This window comes from Mycobacterium sp. 155 (assembly GCF_000373905.1).
GTDB lineage: Bacteria > Actinomycetota > Actinomycetes > Mycobacteriales > Mycobacteriaceae > Mycobacterium.
Genome location: NZ_KB892705.1, coordinates 602,621 through 622,447, shown reverse-complemented (window position 1 = coordinate 622,447; position 19,827 = coordinate 602,621). Strand labels below are relative to the sequence as shown.

Below are 19,827 nucleotides of genomic sequence, written 5' to 3'. Positions count from 1 at the left end.
CGCACGCTCGCGGTGCTTGGGGCTGCCGTATAACGCTCTAAACGCAGAAATCCCGGTATCGAGACCAATGGTCTCGATACCGGGACTCACGCACGAGCGTGCGCGCAATGCTGTTACTCAGCGGCGCGTCGTACAGCAGACGCGCACGGTCGCGGTGGAAAACGTCAGGCAGGGGAAACGCCGGCCGACAGCACGCGCACTGCGCTGATCAGCCCGTCGATCAGGTTGCCTTCCTTGAACGAGGCGGCGGCTGCGGAGACACCCAGGGGTGCGGCCGTCTCGATGCCACGGCCCTTGACGTCGGCGCCGTAGACCACCTCGATCGCATGCTGGTCGGGCGACACCGCCAACAGCACTGCGTTGTCCGGCGTCGGAACCTTGGCGAGGATCTCGCGGGCCGTAGCCGCAGTGTCGGAACCGAGTCCGCCGACGTAGACCGCAAACCGAGCCTTGGCCGCCCGCGACCCGTACTTCAGGGCGTCGTCGAGTACGACGAGGTCCATCGTCGGGAACGGGTAGTGCACCGAGAGCTCGCCGGGTTCGGTGACACCGGAGATCCGTCCACTGGATGTGATCGCGTAGCCGTAAGGCAGCTCGAGTTCACCGGGCGCGACAGTCGCGACTGCACCTGTTTGGCTACCACTTGCCACTTGCGCCTCCTCCGATGGTGACTCCATGCGAATCGTGACCGCCATGCCCGTGGTCGCTCGGCTCTTCCGACGCCCACAGGATCGGCTCGTGCGTCCACGGATCCGACATCTTGTAGGTGGCCGGGTGCGGTCCCTTGCGGGTCAGGAAGACTAGCGCCAGGACCACGAACAACAACAGCGGAACCCCTCCGAGGAGGGAATGGGTAAGTGCTGTGCTCACGCGCAAACCGTATCAGCCGAGCCCGCTCGGCGTGGCAACAGTGAGCACTCCACTATGCCGCGCCCTCGCCCAGGTAGCGGACCCACGCCGGGTCGAGCTCCTTGATGGTCGACAACAACCGCCAATGCTGGCCTTTCGGTGGCATCGGCACAGCGTGCAGCGTCCAGCCCAGCTCGGCCAGCAGCTTGTCTGCCTTGCGGTGATTACATGCCGCGCAGGCGGCCACGCAGTTCTCCCACGAGTGCTCGCCACCCCGGCTGCGGGGCACCACGTGGTCGACGGTGTCAGCCCGGCCTCCGCAATAGGCACAGCGGAAGCGGTCACGGTGCATCAGCGCGGCCCGCGTCATCGGGATCCGGGCCCGGTACGGCACCCGCACGAACGTGCGCAGCCGGATCACCGACGGTACGACGATGGTGCGGGTCGCCGAATGGATCACCGGACCCGACGGGTCGTCGTGCACGACATCGGCCTTACCGCATAGGAGCATGACCACCGCCCGGCGCAGGGGCAGCGCCGTCAGTGGTTCGTAGGTCGAGTTGAGCAGCAGCACTCGGCGGCGTCCCCAGACCGATGCATCCGGAATGGCGGTCGCCAGCGTCTCGACACTGTGCAGGGGGCGGTTCGGCACGTGAGACGCCGATGGGCCGGATACGTGACCGGTCCGTCGTGTATGGCTTTTTTTGCTGTGCGCCATAGAGCCTCCGAGCACACAGTCCACCACGGATCGGGTGCAATAGCACGACAAATTTGAGTGAGTTCACTGGTCGAATTGGTGAACAGCACATGACGACACTGTTAGGCGGGCTAAACGCAGTCGGTTTTCAACGGGTCGCCGACAGATTCGTGGCGGAGGATCTGCACAATGGAGGGCGTGACGCAGGCGCAACGAACCTTCTACGACGAGGTCGGCGGCCACGACACTTTCCACACCATCGTGTCGCGGTTCTATCAGCTGGTGCGTGAGGACGAGATCCTGCTGCCGCTGTACCCCGAGGACGACATCGACGGCGCCGAGGAACGACTGCGGATGTTCCTCGAGCAGTACTGGGGCGGCCCGAGCACATATTCCGACCTGCGCGGCCACCCGCGCCTGCGGATGCGGCATGCACGGTTTCGGATCGGCTTGCTCGAACGCGACGCCTGGCTGCGGTGCATGCACACCGCAGTGGCCTCGATCGACGCTGCGACGTTGGACGACAACCATCGCAAGGCGTTGCTGGAATATCTGAACATGGCCGCCGACGCGATGGTCAACTCGGCATTCTGATGGCGCCGTGGTGGGAAAGCGCGGTCTTCTACCAGGTTTACCCGCGTTCGTTCCGGGACAGCGGCGGTGACGGCGTCGGCGATCTGGACGGGGTGACCGCGGGGCTCGACTATCTGACGACGCTCGGTGTCAACGCGCTGTGGCTCAACCCGGTGATGCTCTCGCCGATGGCCGACCATGGCTACGACGTCGCCGACCCCCGCGACGTGGATCCACTGTTCGGTGGGATCGACGCGCTCGACCGGCTGCTGGATGCGGCCCACGCACGTGGTATGCGGATCACCATGGATCTGGTGCCCAACCACACCAGTTCTGCACATCCGTGGTTCGTTGAGGCGCTGGCCAATCCCGCCCGACGCGACCGCTACATCTTCCGCGACGGCACCGGCCCCGGTGGTGCGACGCCACCGAACAACTGGATCTCGGTGTTCGGCGGTCCGGCGTGGACGCGGATAACCGATGGCCAGTGGTATCTGCACCTGTTCGATCCCGCACAGCCCGATCTCAACTGGGACAACCCCGAGGTGTTCGACGATCTGGAGAAGACGCTGCGGTTCTGGCTGGACCGCGGGGTCGACGGGTTCCGCATCGACGTGGCACACGGGATGGCTAAAACGCCGGGCCTACCCGATATGACAGTCACCGACACCGCACTGCTGCGCAACAGAGACAACGATCCCCGGTTCGACAACGAAGGTGTCCACGGCATTCACCGGTTCATCCGCACCGTGTTCGACGACTATCCCGATGCAGTGGCCGTCGGGGAGGTGTGGGTGCATGACAATGAGCGGTTCGCAAAGTACCTACGGCCCGACGAACTGCACCTGGGCTTCAATTTCCGCCTCGTGCAAGCGGATTACGACGCCGACGAGATCCGCGACGCGATCGACAATGCTCTGGCCGCCGCTGCGCTGGCTGGAGCGACCCCGACCTGGACGCTGTCCAACCACGATGTCGAGCGCGAAGTCACCCGCTACGGCGGTGGCGCCTGCGGAGTGGCCCGGGCCCGGGCGATGGCCCTGGTGATGCTGGCCCTGCCGGGCGCGGCGTTCGTCTACAACGGCGAGGAACTCGGCCTACCCAACGTCGAGCTGCCCGATACTGTGCTGCAGGACCCGGTGTGGGAACGCTCCGGGCATACCGAACGCGGACGCGACGGCTGCCGCGTGCCGATGCCGTGGTCGGGCACCGGGCCACCGTTCGGCTTCTCTTCCAATCCCGACACGTGGTTACCGATCCCTGCCGACTGGGCCGCGTTGACGGTCGCCCACCAGGAAGACGACCCAAATTCCACGTTGGCGTTCTACCGGCAGGCAATTCAGTTGCGGGGCAGCCGAAGTGAATTCAGCGGCAATCGAATCGACTGGCTTGACATGCTGACGTTCCGGCGCCCCGGCGGGCTGATTTGTGCACTCAACGTCGGCGCCACTCCCCTACCGCTACCGGCCGGTGAGGTGTTGTTGGCCAGCGGACCGCTCGTCGACGGTGCGCTGCCGCCAGACACCGCCGTCTGGCTGGTCTAGTTCCACCGCGAACAGACACGAAAGTCCGCGACGCGCCGCGTTTTCAGTACCCGCACGTCTGCTCGCGAGAGGAAGTCAGCCGAGAACGAGCGCTGGGGCTCCACGCCGCCGGTACACCGAGCCGAACCGGGCATCGATGCGCAACCACGCGGCGTGCGCCCGCACCCGTACGATCTCCTCGGCGCTCAGCATCTCGCCCGACGACGGCAGGAAACCCATTGCCGTCAAGGCGAATACACACCGCATCGGGATGCCGACGGTCAACTCGCCTGCGCTGACGACCAGGACATCTTGATCCAGCAGCGACGGCGGCGGACCGTGCGCACCACTGTGTTCACGAGCCAGTGCGGTTCCCTGCTGCGCCAAATCGAGCATCACCCGCGCCGGGACGTCGTCGACATGGACGAACCCGGCCTCGGGTGGCAGCCCGCCACGCCACGCCGAGTCCATCGGCAGACCGGTGTCGACGTAGCCGGCGTGCGACGCCGACAGGCCGGTACTCAGCGCGTCGGCCCCCGCGGAAAGGTCGCTCGGACGTACCCGCCCGTAGAACACCCGGCAGGCCAGGACGTCGAATCCCGTTGTGACCCAAGCCACGACCTGTCCGGTATCGGTTTCCCCGTCGTCACGCCCGCGGGACCGCAACCGCACCACCGCCGCATCGTCGAGCCGCAGCGCCCGGTCGATGAAGGTCGCGAGGTTCTCCCGCTGGTGCGGGTCGTCGACCCACAAGCCGCGCTCCGCGCCGATCATCGCAGATAGTGCTCCAGATAAGCCCGTTGCTCGTCCGAAAGCCGTTGCAGTCGTTGCTCTTCGATGTGAACGGCAGCCAGTTGCGTCTCGGCGGTCACCGACGGCCTGCAGTCTGGATCGGCGTTGACCGGCCGCACCTCGTAGCCGATGGTGAAATCCACCGCACGCACCCGCTTGGACCACATCGTCACCTGCAGCGGCGAATCCACCAACCGCAACTGTGCCTTGTAGACGATGTTCACCTCGGCAATCAGCAAACCGATCGTGGTGATCTGGGCACCGAACGGCTCGCGCAGGAACGGGATCCGGGCCTCTTCGAGGATCGTCACCATGGTGGCGTGATTGATGTGCTGGTACATGTCGATGTCCGACCAGCGCACGTGCACCGGCGTCGTGAACCCTGCGCTCACCCGGTGGCCCCCGTCCCACTCGTCCGCGTCATGCTACGGATTTGACGTGCCGCTACCGACAGCGTCGCCAGGTCCTGGAGTTCACCCTGATAGATCTCGGCCAACGTCCGGCGGGCGCGGGTAACCCGGGAACTGTTGGTCAACTCCCATTCGGCGATCTTCTGCTCACCATTCTCATGCGGCTCGCCAACCGCCATGACATCGAAGCACAAGGCCCGCAGCGATCCGTAGATGTCATCGCGAATAGCCAACCGCGCCAACGAATGCCACCGGTCATCACGCCCCAGCATCGACACCGCGGTGAGCAGTCCGTCGGCTCCCAGGTGAGCCATCAACGCGAAGTAGGTGTCGGCGACCTCGACCGGATCCCGCTCGATGATGTCGGCGATGTCGATCACATCGAGCAGGCTGTACTGATACAGACCGGTGGCCACCGTGTAGGCCAACTCCGCCGAGACACCATTCGACACGTACTCGCCGGCCTCCTGGCTGACGATTGCCTTGTCGGCGCCCCGCAGCCACTCACCCATCCGCGGGGTCAGCTTCGCAACCTTGTCGGCGAACCGGTTGATCTCGGCGCCCACGGCCAGCGGCTGCGGCCGGTAGTTGAGCAGCCATCTGCCCGCCCGGTCGACCAGCCGGCGCAGATCCAGCGTCATCCGATCGGTGATCGCAACCGACACGCCCTGCTCACCTGCCGCACGAATCTGCCGCCACGCATCGCCGATCCGGAAGATCGCACTCGTGGCCACATAGCTGCGGGCAGCGTCCACCGGACCGACACCCAGGTCCTCGGTGATGCGGTAGGCATAGCTGATGCCGCTGGTGTCGACAAGATCGTTGACCAGCATGGTGGTGATGATCTCCCGGCGCAGCTGGTGCGACCGGATCTCGTTATGGAACTCGTCGCGCAACCTGGCCGGGAAGTAGTACGGCAGGCGAGAGGCGAACACCTCCTGATCGGGCAGATCGCCGGCGAGGACATCCTCTTTGAGTGCCAGCTTCACATGCGCCATCAACGTGGCCAATTCCGGTGAGGTGAGGCCGAGTCCGGCTTCGGTGCGACGCAGGATCTCCTTCTCCGACGGCAGCGCCTCCAACTCGCGATTGAGTCCGCGGTCGGCGACGAAGTCCCTGATCATGCGGGCATGCACCGACATCATGCTCGCGGCGTTGGCCCGGCTGGTGCCCATCAGGTCGTTCTGGTCGCGGTTGTCGGTGAGCACCAACTCGCCGACCTCATCGGTCATCGACAACAGCAGATCCGTGCGTTGACCGGGCTCGATCCTGCCCGCAGTGACCAACGAGTCGATGAGGATCTTGATGTTGACCTCGTGGTCGGAGCAGTCGACACCGGCGGAGTTGTCCAGCGCGTCGGTGTTGATCCGGCCGCCCGCCAGATCGAACTCGATGCGGCCCAACGACGTCACACCGAGGTTGCCACCCTCCCCGATCACCTTGGCCCGCACCTGATTTCCGCAGACCCTGATCTGATCGTTGGCCCGGTCACCGACGTCGGCGTCGGCCTCACTCTCGGCCTTGACGTAGGTGCCGATACCACCGTTCCAGAGCAAATCCACCGGTGCCTTGAGGATGGCCTTCATCAGCGCCGGTGGAGTCAGCTCATCGACGTCGCCCTCGATGCCCAGCGCAGTACGGACCTCGGCACTGATCGGGATCGATTTCTGCTCACGGCTATACACGCCGCCGCCCTCGCTGATGAGCGACTTGTTGTAGTCCTCCCAGCTGGACCGCGGCAGCTCGAACATCCGGCTGCGCTCCACCCACGATGCCGCGGCATCCGGATTGGGGTCGAGGAAGATGTGCCGGTGGTCGAATGCGGCGATCAACCGAATGTGTTTGGAGAGCAGCATTCCGTTGCCGAACACGTCGCCGCTCATGTCGCCGATACCGACGACGGTGAAGTCCTGGGTCTGGGTGTCGACTCCCATCTCCCGGAAGTGGCGTTTGACCGATTCCCAGGCTCCCTTGGCGGTGATGCCCATCGCCTTGTGGTCATAGCCGACGGATCCGCCCGATGCGAACGCGTCACCCAGCCAGAATCCGTAGGACTTGGCGACCTCGTTGGCGATGTCGGAGAACGTCGCAGTGCCCTTGTCCGCCGCCACCACCAGGTAGGCATCCTCGCCGTCGCGGCGCACCACGTCCGGCGGAGTCACGACGGCCCCGGTCGCCTTGTCCACATTGTCGGTCACGTCGAGCAGACCGGAGATGAAGAGCTGGTAACAGGCAACGCCTTCGGCGCGGGTCGCATCGCGGTCGACCGCGGCGTCACCGGTGGGTTCCGGCGGATGCTTGACGACGAACCCACCCTTGGCGCCGACCGGGACGATGACGGCATTCTTGACCGCCTGCGCCTTGACCAAGCCAAGAACCTCGGTCCGGAAGTCCTCCCGGCGATCCGACCAGCGCAGCCCCCCGCGGGCGACGAACCCGAACCGTAGATGCACACCCTCAACCCGTGGCGAGTACACGAAGATCTCGAACTTCGGCCGAGGCAGCGGTAATTCGTCGATCATCCCGGGGTTCAGCTTCATCGCCAGCACACCACGCTGACGTGCCGAATCCGGGCTTCGCACAAAGTAATTGGTTCGCAGGGTGGCCTGTATCAGGCTCGCGAACGCCCGCAGCACCCGGTCGGTATCGAGGCTGACCAGAGCATCGATATCCTCTGCCACCGCCGCGGCCGCGCTTTGCGCGTCGCGTGCGGGCACCGTGTCGACCGCCGGGTCGAACAGCGCTTCAAACAGCTCGACCAGCGAGCGCGCGGTATGCGGATTGTCGTTGAGCACCGACTCGATGTGGTTCTGGCTGTACGGGAATCCGGCCTGACGCAGGTATTTCGCGTACGCCCGCAGGATCACCACCTGCTGCCAGGTCAGCCCGGCGCGCAGCACAAGCTCGTTGAATCTGTCAATCTCGGCTTGCCCCTGCCAGATCGCGGTCACGGCATCGGCGAACCGCTGCGCAGTGGCAGCCTGGGCGGCGGCGTCGTGCGCATCGGGCATGTTGCGCTGCCGCGAGACCTTGAACTGGTAGATCCAGACCGGCAAGCCGTCCGGTCGGGTGACGGTGTATGGCCGTTCCTCGAGCACCACAACGCCCATGGACTGCAGCATCGGCAGCAGCTCGCTCAGCGATGCCGAATGCCCACCGAGATACCAGGTGAGCTGCGCAATGCGGTCAGCGCTCTCGGTGAACACCAGCTTGACCGAATTGCCTTGCAGCTGTTCGATGATCGCGATGTCACCGGTGGCATCGGCCGGTGCGACCGCCTGCTTGTAGTCCTGCGGGAAGGCGGTGGCGTAGTGCTCGACAGCGGCCGGGTTAAGGCCCTTGGCTGCCCCGATCAGCCGGTCGCCCCAGTTGCGGGTGGCCTCGGTCAGCAGGTTCTGGATCCTGGCCTCGTTCTCGATCGAGGTGTCCACTGCGTGCGCGCGGTTGCCGTCAGGCAACCGTACCGTGAAATGCACTACTGCCCATGGGGATTCACTGACCCGCGCGGAGTAGTCGATGCTCACCCCGCCGAGTTCGCGAACCAGGATGTTCTGCATCTCCAGGCGCACCGCGGTGGTGTAACGATCACGCGGCAGATACACCAGGCACGACACGAAATGCGCGAGCTGATCGGCACGCAGGAACAGCAGGGTCCGCCGCCGCGAGCCCAGATCCACCACGGCCATGGCCATTTCGAGCAGCTCTTTGGAACTGAGCGCGAACAGCTCCGGCCGCGGAATGGTCTGGATGATGTCGCGGAGCAGCTGCCCCGGGTGGCTCGGGTCGCGCTGAGCCATCGCCAGCGCTTCCTCCGCGCGTCGCGAGATCAGCGGGATCTCCAGCACATTGGCGTTCATCGCCGCGATGGTGAACAGACCGACGAAGCGGTGCTCGATCGCACCGGAGGGACCACCGTTTTCACGGACCGCGACGAGATATGGGTAGGCGCCGTAGCGTAGGTAGCTCGGGATCGTCGCCTGGGCCAGCACCAGCAGATCGTCGGGACTGGTCAGCGGCGGCAGCACATCGAGGCGCAGCCGCAGCATGCCGAGCCGACTCGCCGAATCGACCACAGCCTGTCCGTCGCCGACCGCGCACTGCTGGTAACCCAGTAGCACGAAGTGCCCGTCGGCCAGCCAGCGCAGCAGTGCCGCCACGTCTTTGCGGTCGGCGCTGGGGAAATGCCCCTCGACGTCGGTGGCCAGGTCGTTGGCCAGTCCGTGCAGGGCTGCGACCATCGCCCCGGTGTCCAATCCGATCTGGCGCGCGTCGGCAAGGATGCCGGGTATCAGCCGAGTGGCCTCGGTGAGGGCGCCGCCGTCGGCCGCGCCGGCCACTGGGACGAGAATCCAGCACTCGTCGATGCCTTCTCCTGGCGCCGCGTCAGCCACCGGCCGGATATCCAACAGCTTCCCGTCGGCGTCGCGGCGGACCCGGAACACCGGGTTCATCATGGCGCTGTAGGCGACGCCGAGCCGGTGCAGCAGCACTGTCACCGAATCGATCAGCATCGGCGCCTGATCGGTGACGATCTGCAGTGCGGGTCCGGTCTCGGCGTCACCGGGGTACACCGCGACATTGGTCTCGCCGGCGGTGCGCCGGGCACCCAACCGGTACTGGGCCGCCACGGCGTCAGCCGAGACGGGCTGTTCGGGCGACGTCGCAGCGATCGGCCCGGTCGTGATTGCGCCTGGTGCGTCGACCTGCGGTCCCCGATAGGTGGACAGGAACACAGCGGCAAGCCGTTGCATCATGTCGGGCGTTGGCTCCAGACCTCCTGAGACACCGCTTTCGTGTTGCCCCTGGGATTGTGGTGCCGTCATACCGAACACTCCTGACTCACGCCCACGCACCGGCGCTGGTGCGTAGGAGCGACCTTAGTCGTAGCCCGACCCGCTGGGCCTGATGCCCGCCAAGTCTTGTGCGTGGCGGTCAGTCGCGGGTGAGGCGTCGGTGCGTCACCCGGTGCGGGCGCGCCGCCTCGGCGCCCAAGCGCTCGATCTTGTTCTCCTCGTAGGCACCGAAGTTGCCCTCGAACCAGAACCATTGGGCGTCGTTGTCGTCGTCGCCTTCCCACGCGAGGATGTGGGTGCAGGTGCGGTCGAGGAACCACCTGTCGTGCGAGATGACCACCGCGCAGCCGGGGAAGTTCTCCAGCGCATTCTCCAGCGACGACAGAGTTTCCACATCGAGGTCGTTGGTCGGTTCGTCGAGCAGGATAAGGTTGCCACCCTCCTTGAGGGTCAGCGCGAGATTCAGCCGGTTGCGTTCTCCACCCGAGAGCACACCGGCCGGCTTTTGCTGATCGGGCCCCTTGAAGCCGAACGCCGACACATAAGCCCGCGACGGAATCTCGTTCTGCCCGACCTCGATGTAGTCGAGTTTGTCGGAGACGACTTCCCACACCGTCTTCTTCGGGTCGATACCCGCACGGCTCTGGTCGACGTAGGACAGCTTGACCGTGTCGCCGACCCTGACGGTGCCGCTATCTGGTTCTTCCAGACCGACGATCGTCTTGAACAGTGTGGTCTTGCCGACGCCGTTGGGCCCGATGACGCCGACGATGCCGTTCCGCGGCAGGCTGAACGACAGATCCTTGATCAGCTGTCGGCCGTCGAAGCCCTTATCCAGGTGCTCGACCTCCACCACCACATTGCCCAGCCGCGGTGGCGTCGGGATCTGGATCTCCTCAAAGTCGAGCTTCCGCGACTTCTCGGCTTCGGCAACCATCTCCTCGTACCGGCCGAGACGCGCCTTGTTCTTGGCCTGCCGCGCCTTGGCGCCCGAGCGGACCCAGGCCAGTTCATCCTTGAGCCGCTTCTGCAGCTTCTGGTCCTTCTTGCCTTGAACCTCGAGCCGCTCGGCCTTCTTCTCCAGGTAAGTCGAGTAGTTGCCCTCGTACGGGTAAGCGCGGCCCCGGTCGAGTTCGAGGATCCACTCGGCGACATTGTCCAGGAAGTACCGGTCGTGGGTGACTGCCAGGATCGCGCCCTTGTACGCGGCCAAGTGCTGCTCCAACCACAGCACGCTCTCGGCGTCGAGGTGGTTGGTGGGCTCATCAAGCAGCAGCAGATCCGGCTTGGACAGCAGTAGCTTGCACAGAGCGACGCGGCGACGCTCGCCGCCGGACAGGTGGGTCACCGGCTCGTCGGGCGGCGGGCAGCGCAAGGCGTCCATGGCCTGCTCGAGTTGGGAGTCGATGTCCCAGGCGTCCGCGGCGTCCAACTCCTCCTGCAGATGGCCCATCTCTTCCATGAGCTCGTCGGTGTAATCGGTGGCCATCAGCTCGGCCACCTCGTTGTACCGGTTGAGCTTGGCCTTGATCGCCACGCCGTCTTCGACGTTCTCGCGCACGGTCTTGGTTTCGTCGAGCACCGGCTCCTGCATCAAAATGCCGACGGTGGCCCCCGGGGCCAACATCGCGTCGCCGTTGTTCGCCTGGTCGAGCCCGGCCATGATCCGCAACACGCTCGACTTGCCGGCCCCGTTGGGGCCGACAACGCCGATCTTCGCGCCCGGAAGGAAGTTCAGCGTGACGTCGTCGAGGATGACCTTGTCGCCGTGCGCCTTGCGGACCTTCCGCATCGTGTAGATGAATTCGGCCATGCCGTGATGTGCCTTTCTGAAGCTGTCCAGTCTTTTCTGACGAGCGCTTGCGCGAGGAAGCACAAGCACCTGACGAGGCCCGCGCGGGGAAGCCCAAGTCCTGTCACTCGCGGCCCATCCTAGGCGTGCCCGAGTGACGTCAAGCCGACAGTGGCAACACCCCGGGATCCAGCACCGCTACCCCCGGGTCATCGCCTTCGTCGTCGTCGGTCTCGGAACGCTCGTCATCCAACGTCGCCGACTGGTCCGCGCCGGGTAGGGCAGCGGTACCGCCCGGCTTCGGCAGCAACTCGACCTTGGCGATGCACCGTGACAGGTCAGGCCCGACGGCGGTTGCCCGGACCTCGACCGATGACCGCCGCACACCGTCTTTGTCCTCGTACTCACTGGTATAGAGGTGCCCGACGACAACCACGGCGTCACCCCGGCCGAGCGAGGCGCTGACCCCGCGGGCCAGGTTTCCCCAACAGTTGACCGTCACGTACAACGAGTTTCCGGGCTCCCAGGTTCCACTGGCGCTCCGCCGGCGGGAGTTGCTCGCGACCCGGAACTTGAACAGCTCCTGGTCTCCGAACCGGAGCCGGACCGGATTGGTGACGATGTTGCCGACCACGGTGAACGGTGTCTCGAACATTGCTGATTCCCTTTCGCTGGTGATGTGGGCACCGGACCGGAAGGCCGCGATGCCTGACACCGCCATTGACCGCCGCGGCACCGACACCGACGGCGCACGGCAGCCGCTGGCAAGGGAAGGCTGTGGATGAAATCCAGGTTGGGGATAAGTTCTCAGGCCGATGGCTTGTCGCGGCGGGCCATCTCCGCGAGCATCGCGTTGTACGCGGCCAGCTCGGCACCATCGTCGCGGTCGGCGGCGCGGTCGAGGCGTTTGGCGGTGCGCTGATCACTGCGCCGCCACTGGATCAACAGCGCGAGCATCACGATGACAAGCGGGACTTCCCCTGCCGCCCAAGCGATTCCACCGCCAAGGTGCTGATCGCCGAGCAGATCGATATGCCAGGGCAGCTGCAACGACCGGTAAAAGGCCCCACCCAGCACGATCTCCATGCCCATCATCACCACGCCGAAGAACGCGTGCAGCGGCAGCGAGGCGAACACCATCCCGACCTTGGCCAGATGCGGAATTGGCCGCGGGGTCGGATCTACGCCGATCACCACCCAGTAGAACAAATAGCCCGACAACAGGAAGTGGGCGTTCATCAGCAGATGCGCGGCGTGATTGCTCACGGCCGCGTCGAAGATGCCACCGAAGTAGAGGCCGTAGAACCCGGCCACGAACAACACGGTTGCCACCACCGGCTGGGTGAGGAACTTCGACACCGGCGAATGTAGAGCGGCAAGCAACCATTCGCGCGGACCCGGCGGAGCCCCGCGGCCCGCGGCGGGCAGCGCCCGCAACGCCAAGGTGACCGGTCCACCGAGGACCAACAGGACCGGCACCAGCATCGACAGCAGCATGTGGGCGATCATGTGCATGCTGAACATCGCAGGCATGTACCTGCCGAGACCCGACGACGTGGTGAACAGCAGCACCGCGCAGCCGAGCAGCCACGCCACCGTCCGGCCCATCGGCCAGGCGTCGCCGCGGATGCGCAGCCGGCGCACCGCCAGCAGGTACACGACCGCCATGATGATCGCGGCGGTGCCGAAGATCAGATCGAAGCGCCAGTCGAACAGCACGCGGGTGACCGTCGGTGGTCCGGCCAAGTTGTATCCGATGGCCACCTCGGTGGCGCTGGGCACCTTGGTGTCCGGTGGCGGTGGGGTGCGGCCCAACCCGACGGCGATCCCGAAGGTCGCCCCGAACAGCGCGGCCTCACCGAGGGCCAGCCGAATCAGGGGCCGCCGGGCGTCCGGGTCGGCCTGCAGCGCGGCCACCCCGTTGCGACGCTGCGCCCAGCCGAGCACTCCGAGCAATCCGAGGGCCACCATCTTGGCGACGACCAGCAGGCCGTAGGGCGTGCGCACGAGATCGGCCGGTTCGATGCGCACCAGCGCGTTGATCACGCCGCTGAACGCCATTGCGACGTAACACCACAGCGCCAGCGCCGAGAACCGTCGGGCTGCCAGTGCGGTGTTCCCCCCGAGCTGCCCGCGCAGCGCATGCACCAACAGCGCCAGCAGGCCACCCGCCCACAGCGCAGCGGCCATGAGATGGATGAACAGACTGTTGGTGGCCAGATCGTGGGCTCCGCCCGCAGATGAGTGACCGGTCAGCGCCAGCGGCACCAGCGTCAGCATCGATCCGGCCAGCAGCGCCGGGGTCCAGCCCCAGCGCAGCACAGGCAGGCTCCCGACCGTCACCACAGCGGCGAGAACCGCCGTCCACCGCCAGGCCCCGGCCGTATCGATCAGGCTGGCCACCGACCACACGTCGGCAGGGCTGAGGTGGTCGAGCAGCGGTTGCCCGGACACGTCGGACACGGTCAACGGAACGAGCAACGCGGCGCACAACGTCCATACCGCCGAGGCCGCCGACCCCAGCCGCACGGCCCGGTAGCCGGACACATCGAGCACGCCGTTGGCCTGCGGCGGCACCAGGAACGCCGCGAACAGGAACGCGCCGACCGCGACCACCGCGGCGATCTCACCGGCCGCACGCACGAACGGCAGACCGTAGGTGGTGATCGGGCCGGGGTTGGGCAGACCGGTCGCGGTGAGGGCGTCGACCAGCGCGAGCGCACCGATACCGGCGGCAATGGTCCCGGCCAGCAGCCCGACACCGACGAGCACAGGCCACACAGCGCTGGTGCGCATGCCTGCGGCGGCCGGCACGTCCGGTGAAGTCATGTTCCCAGCGTATGGCGTGCCCCGACGCACACTTCGTGGGCTAGGCCGACTCGCTGCTCTGCCGGTGCCGCAGCCGCTCCTCGACGAAGAAGCGGTCCCGCGCGATCTGTTCGACCTGGGTCATGTCGGCCACGATGCCGCGGATCTCACGCAGGAAAGCTTCACGGCGCGCCGCGAGGTCCGCAGCAGGCGTCAGCAGGTTCTGGTCGGCGGCGACTTGGCGTGCCGTGGCGAACAACAATGTCGACACCGCCTCGTTGCTCTGCACGCGCCCCTGGGCGACTTGCTGAGTGCCGAGCCCGAGCGCCCGCGTGGTCAGGTCCTTCTCGGAAATCTCGGCGGGCGCGTCCCTCAGCACGTCCGCCACGATCTGGTCGGCCTCGAAGAACGGTCGCAGCATGGCACCTGCGATCAGTGGCCGCTTGGCCCGCAGCAGTTGGAAGATCTCCTCACCGCCGGCCGAGACGTGCGTTTCCCAGCTTGATTCTTCTTGTCCTCCTCGCGTGCGGGGCCCCTCTTGTCCTCCTCGCGTGCGGGGCCCCTCTTGTCCTCCTCGCGTGCGGGTATGCCAGGACATCTCCTCGGCGATGTTCTCGCGGAACGCCGCCGAATCGGCGAAGTAGAAGTCGAACTTGAGCAAATCCCGCAGCCGCATGGCCTGATCCCAGAACGCCTGCAGCGGATCGTCTGCGGTGTGCGCGGCATGAGCCAGGGCGAGCTCGACGATCGACGTCTCGAGGAACGCATGGATCAGGGAGTTACGGTAGAACGCCGCTTCCAATTCGTTCTCGGGAGCGATCCGCCACACCGGCTCGCGACCGCCGTCGACGCGTGTCACCGGGTGTCCGTTGGACAGCGCGTCCACGGCCGACCGCACCCCCTCGAGCGTCCGCAGCCGCAACGCGCTGTTGGTGATCGGGGTGTTCTTACGCTCCAGGTAGTCCAACGAATCCTGCAGGGTGTGGTGCAGCTGATCGAGCGTCAGCGCGATGCCCTTCGTGGTGAGCAGCAGTGCCGAGACCAGCCCGGTCGCGTTGACCGGCGTGACGCGCAGGATCCGCCAGGCGACCTCGAAGGCCATCTTCTGCATGGCCAGCCGCTTGGCGGCTTCGTCCTCCACCATCGGCCCGTGCGGCTCGCCGAGGTACTGGCGCATCGAAACCGCTTCGGGGAACCGCACATAGATCTTGCCGTAATTACGTTCGCCCTGAGCCTTGATGAAGTTGTACAGCCAGCTGAAGCTCTCGGGCCGCTTTTCCCCGCCACGGGCATATGCGGCGTATTCGGCGGTCTCGTGGAGCTGGTCGAAACTGATCGACACCGGCTGCAGCAGGATGTCGTCGGCGCGGCCATCCAGATAGGCGTCGGCGACGTACGCGAGGAGACCGAGCTTGGGCGGCAACATCTTTCCGGTGCGTGAGCGGGTGCCTTCGATGGCCCAGCTGAGGTTGAACCGCTTTTCGACGATATAGCCGACAAATTGACGAAGCACGTATTTGTAGAGCGGATCGTCGAGCTTGCGGCGCAGGAAGATGACCCCCGAGTGGCGCATCAGCGGACCCATGATCCCGAAGGACAAGTTGATGCCGGCGAAGGTGTGCACCGGGGGCAGCCGGTTCTCCTGCATGGCCAACGGCACGATGCCGCCGTCGATGTAGGACCGATGGGAGAACAGCAGCACGGCCGGATGGGTTTCCAGGTTGCGCCGCATCTTCTCGACCTGCTCGCGGTCATAGTCGATGCGCGGGTCGAATCCACGACTGAACAGCCGGCCCAGCGCTGGAATCAAGTCAACCGAAAACCGGCTCCACCCGGTAGACAGCTCGTCGAGCATCTCGCCGGCCTTTTCGACGGTGGCGCCGGGGATTTGCTCCAGCCCCTCCTGGAATCGCGCCGAGGCCAGTATCTCCGGCTTGATCAGGCGCGGGGACTTGTACTCCGGCCCCAGCAGCCGCAGCTCCACCCGCTCGATCGCCAGCGCGGCCCGCCGCAACACGAAACGCGCGAATTCCCTTGGACTTTCGGCGGTCGTCTGCTCACTCCACTGGCGCCGTAGCTCGGAGACCTTGGCCGGCTCACCGGCCACCACCCGCGCGCGGGATGGGTCTTTGCGCAGGATCCGCCGCTGCAGGATCTCCGGTGGCCGGTAGGTGTCCCGGCCGGAGATGAGCCCCACCACCTTGAGTCGGGTGGGCAGTCCGGCCGGTACCCAGAACACCCGCACCGGCACCACCAGCCGGTCCTCGTCGGTCTCCAGCTCCTTGACCAGGCTGGCCAGCACGCCGGGTGCGGGTTCGTCGGTGGCGGGGAGCTGCAGCACGTCGATCTTGGAATCGGGATGGTCGCGCCGATGTGTCCGCAGCCAGTCGTTGAGCAGTTCCAGTTCCGCCGGCGAGGACACCGACGCCAGCACCAGGGCATCATCGGTGGTGCTGAAGCTCGCGAAATAGTCCACGGGGGCCGTCACGGCCGACCCTTCACGGTCCGGCCGGCGCCTGAATTCGTCCCTGCCGCATCAGTTTTGTTGGGCACACTGCGGATTTTCGGCTTGGGTGATCTGGGCCGGCTGTAGATCGGGAAGGTCGGGAGTTCGTCGTCGGGCCACGACTTGAGCGTGTCGAGGTAGATCTGGCGCACCTCGGCGATCCGTTCGGGCAGTTCCTCGAGGGTCCAGTCGTCCACCGGGATGGGCGGATACACTGCGACGTCCACCGTCCCAGGATTGAACGTGCTGGAGTCGCGGGCCGCGATCACCTCCGCGTTACGGATGACGATCGGCACGACGGGGACGCCTGCGGCCATGGCGATACGGAATGCGCCCTTCTTGAACGGACCTACCTCGGTGGTGTCCAGCCGGGTGCCCTCCGGTGCAATGAGTACCGAAAGGCCTTTGCGGGCAAGCTCTTCGATCTTGTGCAGACTCTCGACCGCCTTCTCCGGGTTGTCCCGGTCGATGAACGCGGTGTCCATGACCTTGCCGAGAGTGCCCACCAACGGATCGTTGGCGAGTTCCTTCTTGCCCACGCCGGTGAAGTTGTCGCTGACCAACGTTCCGGCGATCACCGGGTCGGCCTGGTTGCGGTGGTTGAAGATGAAGACCGCGGGCCGCTCGGCCGTCAGGTTCTCCTTTCCCAGCACGTCGAGGCTGACGCCCGTGACGCCCAACAGCACTCGGCCCATCAACGACGTGAACAGGTTGACCCCGCTACGTTTGTTGCGGTTGAGCAGACCCCAGCCGATGGCGCCCGCGGCCAAGGGCATCATCGAGGCGTAGCCGGCGGCCGTTCGCAGCTGCGACACCGGGCTGCTGCCGCTGCGGCTACTGAACCGCAGGATCGGCCAGCCACGTTTGGCGGCGACCGCGGCCAGCTTGCCCGCCGGGTTGGTGGGACGTGGATTGCCCACAAGGTACATCAGTGCGACGTCCTCGTCACCGTCGGCGTAGAAGTAGCTCTTCGCCAGGTCGACACCGTTTTCGGCCGAGAACTCCTGCACCGCATGAGCTTTGCCGGGCCCCCAGATGACCGGCGCCTGCACCTCACCGGTGATCAGGCTGTCATCGTCGGTTTCGAACTTGTTGCACAGCACATTGTCGATACCGAGGAACCGCGCAACGGGATCCACCTGAACCGTCAACGCCGACGAGCTGAGCACGACTGTGTGGCCGCGATCCATGTGGGCGCGCACCATGGCCCGCATCTCGGGGTAGATCCGGTCACGCACGTGCTGGAGGAACAACCGCTCCCCCAGCTCGTCGAGATCGCTCATCGAATTCCCGCGCAGCATGCGGGCACCCTTGCCGATCAGATCCTCGAATTCGGACCGACCGAGCTGATGGTTCAGTCCCGCCTGCATCATCCCAATGAACTCGCCGACACCCATCTGTCCACGCCGCAGCCGATCCTGGGTCATCAGCACCCCGGTGAACCCGGCCACCAGAGTGCCGTCGAGATCGAAGAATGCCCCGACCTCGGCGCCTTCGGGGCTTGCCTCGATTTCGGCCAGCGAGCCCGGCAACCGCTGCTTCGACTTTTCTGATCCTCCTGGTGACGTCACTGTGCTCCGCTCCCATTCGACGCGGCCTCGGCCGAAGCAGGCGCCTCGGCAGTGAACGTGGCCGGGGCGGCGCGGCCGTCGCCCCCTAGCCCGAGGATCTCGTTGAAGCCGTCAAGCAAGCATTGCGCGAACAGCGGTTCGTTGGTGATCGAGGCTCGGTCGTACCGGGTCGTGACGGTGACATGACCTCCCCGGGAAATCAGCACGGCCATGATCGCCACCCCGGGGAGCGGTCCAATGCCGTAGTGCCGCACGATCTTCGCACCTACGATGAACGTCTCGCCCGGATACATCGCCACGTTGCTGGCCTGGACGTCGGAGTGCACCACGTTCCCGGCCACTGATTCCAGGAAGGTATCCGGCAGGAAGCTGAGCACCGGCGCGATGGCACCGACCATGTCGATGGCACGCTCTTCACGTTTGCTCGTCATCTGCGCCCGCACCGCCTTCATGCGGTGCTCCGGATCGACGATGCCGACGGGCGCGGCAATGTTGACCCCGGCGAACCGGTTGCCGCCGGCCGGGTCATCCTCGGAGCGCAGATTGACCGGCACCGCCATCGGCAGGTTCTGGATCGGAATGCCCATCGTCTCGTGATAGAGCCGCAGCGCGCCGCACAGTCCGGCCAGGTAGGCGTCGTTGATGGAGCAGCCGGCGGCCTTGGATGCCCGGTGCAGATCGCTGAACTTGATGTCGATCGCTTCGGTGCGCGACGACAGGCTACGCCGCCGCAGCAGGGGCGACGGGTCGGCGGCCGGGCCCATCACCCGCGCACCCGACATGGCGTAATCCACGACGCCACTGATCGCTGAAACCGGGTCACGCACCGCCCGGGTCGCGACGCGCACCCCCGCACCCAGCGCACCGAGCACGCCGCCGGCAATGGTGCCGGGAAGCCGGTTGACCCCTTGGCGCATCAGGTCATTGGGCGACAGATCCTGTGGGATCGGCAGCGGCGGTGCAGGACTGGGTTCGGGATCGCGTTCCAGGTCATAGATGCTCGCGAACATCTCGATGCTGCCGACACCGTCGGTCACCGCGTGGCTCAGGTGCAAGATGGTCGCGGCGCGGCCGCCTTCCAGACCTTCCACGAGCGTCGCGCTCCACAACGGCCGGGAGATGTCCAGCGGCGACTGCATCGCAACCTCGGCGATGTCGAAGAGCTCACGCAACGTTCCCGGCGCCGGCACCCGCAGTCGCCGCACGTGGTAGTCCAGGTTGAAATCGGGATCCACCACCCAGCGTGGCGCCACCGTGGGCAACGACGGCATGACCACTTTCTGCCGTAACCGCAGTACCTTGCGCGACGCGTTCTCGAAACGCGTGCGGAACCGCTCCCAGTCCGGGGTGGTGTCGAGAATCTCGACCCCCATGATCCCCGACCGGGTGCGAGGATTTGCCTCGCCGCGGTGCAGGAGCTGGTCGACGGCACTCAGTTCCTCGGGCAATCCGGCCGCATCCAACTCCGGCACGTTACTCATAACGCGATCCTCTTCCTCCCCGGCTGCCAAGT

General features: G+C 65.8%; 14 protein-coding genes. 2 read left to right on the top strand and 12 right to left on the bottom strand.

Translation table 11 applies throughout. The features are described from left to right. Positions 1–164: 164 nt before the first annotated feature. The 3 genes from B133_RS0102850 to B133_RS0102840 are packed head-to-tail and all read right to left on the bottom strand — an operon-like array spanning position 165 to position 1,567. The gene (locus tag B133_RS0102850; protein WP_085974161.1) at positions 165–677 is read right to left on the bottom strand and encodes a DUF5130 domain-containing protein; all 513 of its coding nucleotides are present in this window, start codon (positions 675–677) and stop codon (positions 165–167) included. After that, positions 637–870, bottom strand: a complete 234-nt coding sequence (locus tag B133_RS0102845; RefSeq protein ID WP_018599203.1) for a hypothetical protein — start codon at positions 868–870, stop codon at positions 637–639. Before B133_RS0102845 ends, B133_RS0102850 begins: the two co-directional genes overlap by 41 nt. A 52-nt stretch (positions 871–922) precedes the next feature. Then, positions 923–1,567: an HNH endonuclease gene (locus B133_RS0102840; RefSeq protein WP_026255902.1), complete on the bottom strand. Its 645-nt coding sequence runs from the start codon at positions 1,565–1,567 to the stop codon at positions 923–925. 168 nt (positions 1,568–1,735) lie between these two features. Between B133_RS0102840 and B133_RS0102835 the strand changes: the two genes are divergently transcribed. Beyond that, positions 1,736–2,140 carry a globin gene (locus tag B133_RS0102835; RefSeq protein ID WP_018599201.1) on the top strand — a complete coding sequence of 135 codons (405 nt, stop codon included), beginning with the start codon at positions 1,736–1,738 and terminating at the stop codon, positions 2,138–2,140. Then, positions 2,140–3,663, top strand: coding sequence for a glycoside hydrolase family 13 protein (locus B133_RS0102830; RefSeq protein ID WP_018599200.1), 1,524 nt, complete (start codon positions 2,140–2,142; stop codon positions 3,661–3,663). The genes B133_RS0102835 and B133_RS0102830 overlap by 1 nt, the downstream gene beginning before the upstream one ends. A 75-nt stretch (positions 3,664–3,738) precedes the next feature. On the opposite strand, the gene B133_RS0102825 is transcribed toward B133_RS0102830, so the two are convergent. The 9 genes from B133_RS0102825 to B133_RS0102785 form a co-directional block, all read right to left on the bottom strand. Further along, complete coding sequence (locus B133_RS0102825) at positions 3,739–4,416, bottom strand: hypothetical protein (protein WP_018599199.1); 678 nt, start codon at positions 4,414–4,416, stop codon at positions 3,739–3,741. Continuing rightward, on the bottom strand, positions 4,413–4,826 hold the full coding sequence (locus B133_RS0102820; RefSeq protein WP_018599198.1) for a thioesterase family protein: 414 nt from the start codon (positions 4,824–4,826) through the stop codon (positions 4,413–4,415). The genes B133_RS0102825 and B133_RS0102820 overlap by 4 nt, the downstream gene beginning before the upstream one ends. Next, complete coding sequence (locus B133_RS0102815) at positions 4,823–9,598, bottom strand: NAD-glutamate dehydrogenase (RefSeq protein ID WP_018599197.1); 4,776 nt, start codon at positions 9,596–9,598, stop codon at positions 4,823–4,825. Before B133_RS0102815 ends, B133_RS0102820 begins: the two co-directional genes overlap by 4 nt. Positions 9,599–9,776: 178 nt before the next feature. Then, positions 9,777–11,450 carry an energy-dependent translational throttle protein EttA gene (gene ettA / locus B133_RS0102810; protein ID WP_018599196.1) on the bottom strand — a complete coding sequence of 558 codons (1,674 nt, stop codon included), beginning with the start codon at positions 11,448–11,450 and terminating at the stop codon, positions 9,777–9,779. A gap of 139 nt (positions 11,451–11,589) precedes the next feature. Further along, entirely contained in the window at positions 11,590–12,084 is a 495-nt protein-coding gene (locus B133_RS0102805; RefSeq protein ID WP_026255901.1) for a single-stranded DNA-binding protein, read from the bottom strand. A 152-nt stretch (positions 12,085–12,236) separates the two neighbouring features. Then, positions 12,237–14,258 carry a cytochrome c oxidase assembly protein gene (locus tag B133_RS0102800; RefSeq protein ID WP_026255900.1) on the bottom strand — a complete coding sequence of 674 codons (2,022 nt, stop codon included), beginning with the start codon at positions 14,256–14,258 and terminating at the stop codon, positions 12,237–12,239. 40 nt (positions 14,259–14,298) lie between these two features. Then, entirely contained in the window at positions 14,299–16,725 is a 2,427-nt protein-coding gene (locus B133_RS0102795; RefSeq protein WP_018599193.1) for a glycerol-3-phosphate 1-O-acyltransferase, read from the bottom strand. Further along, positions 16,722–18,314: an HAD-IB family hydrolase gene (locus tag B133_RS0102790; RefSeq protein ID WP_018599192.1), complete on the bottom strand. Its 1,593-nt coding sequence runs from the start codon at positions 18,312–18,314 to the stop codon at positions 16,722–16,724. The genes B133_RS0102795 and B133_RS0102790 overlap by 4 nt, the downstream gene beginning before the upstream one ends. Beyond that, a complete protein-coding gene (locus tag B133_RS0102785; protein WP_018599191.1) occupies positions 18,311–19,795 on the bottom strand; it encodes a wax ester/triacylglycerol synthase family O-acyltransferase in 1,485 nt (494 codons plus the stop codon). Before B133_RS0102785 ends, B133_RS0102790 begins: the two co-directional genes overlap by 4 nt. Between the last annotated feature and the right edge of the window lie 32 nt (positions 19,796–19,827).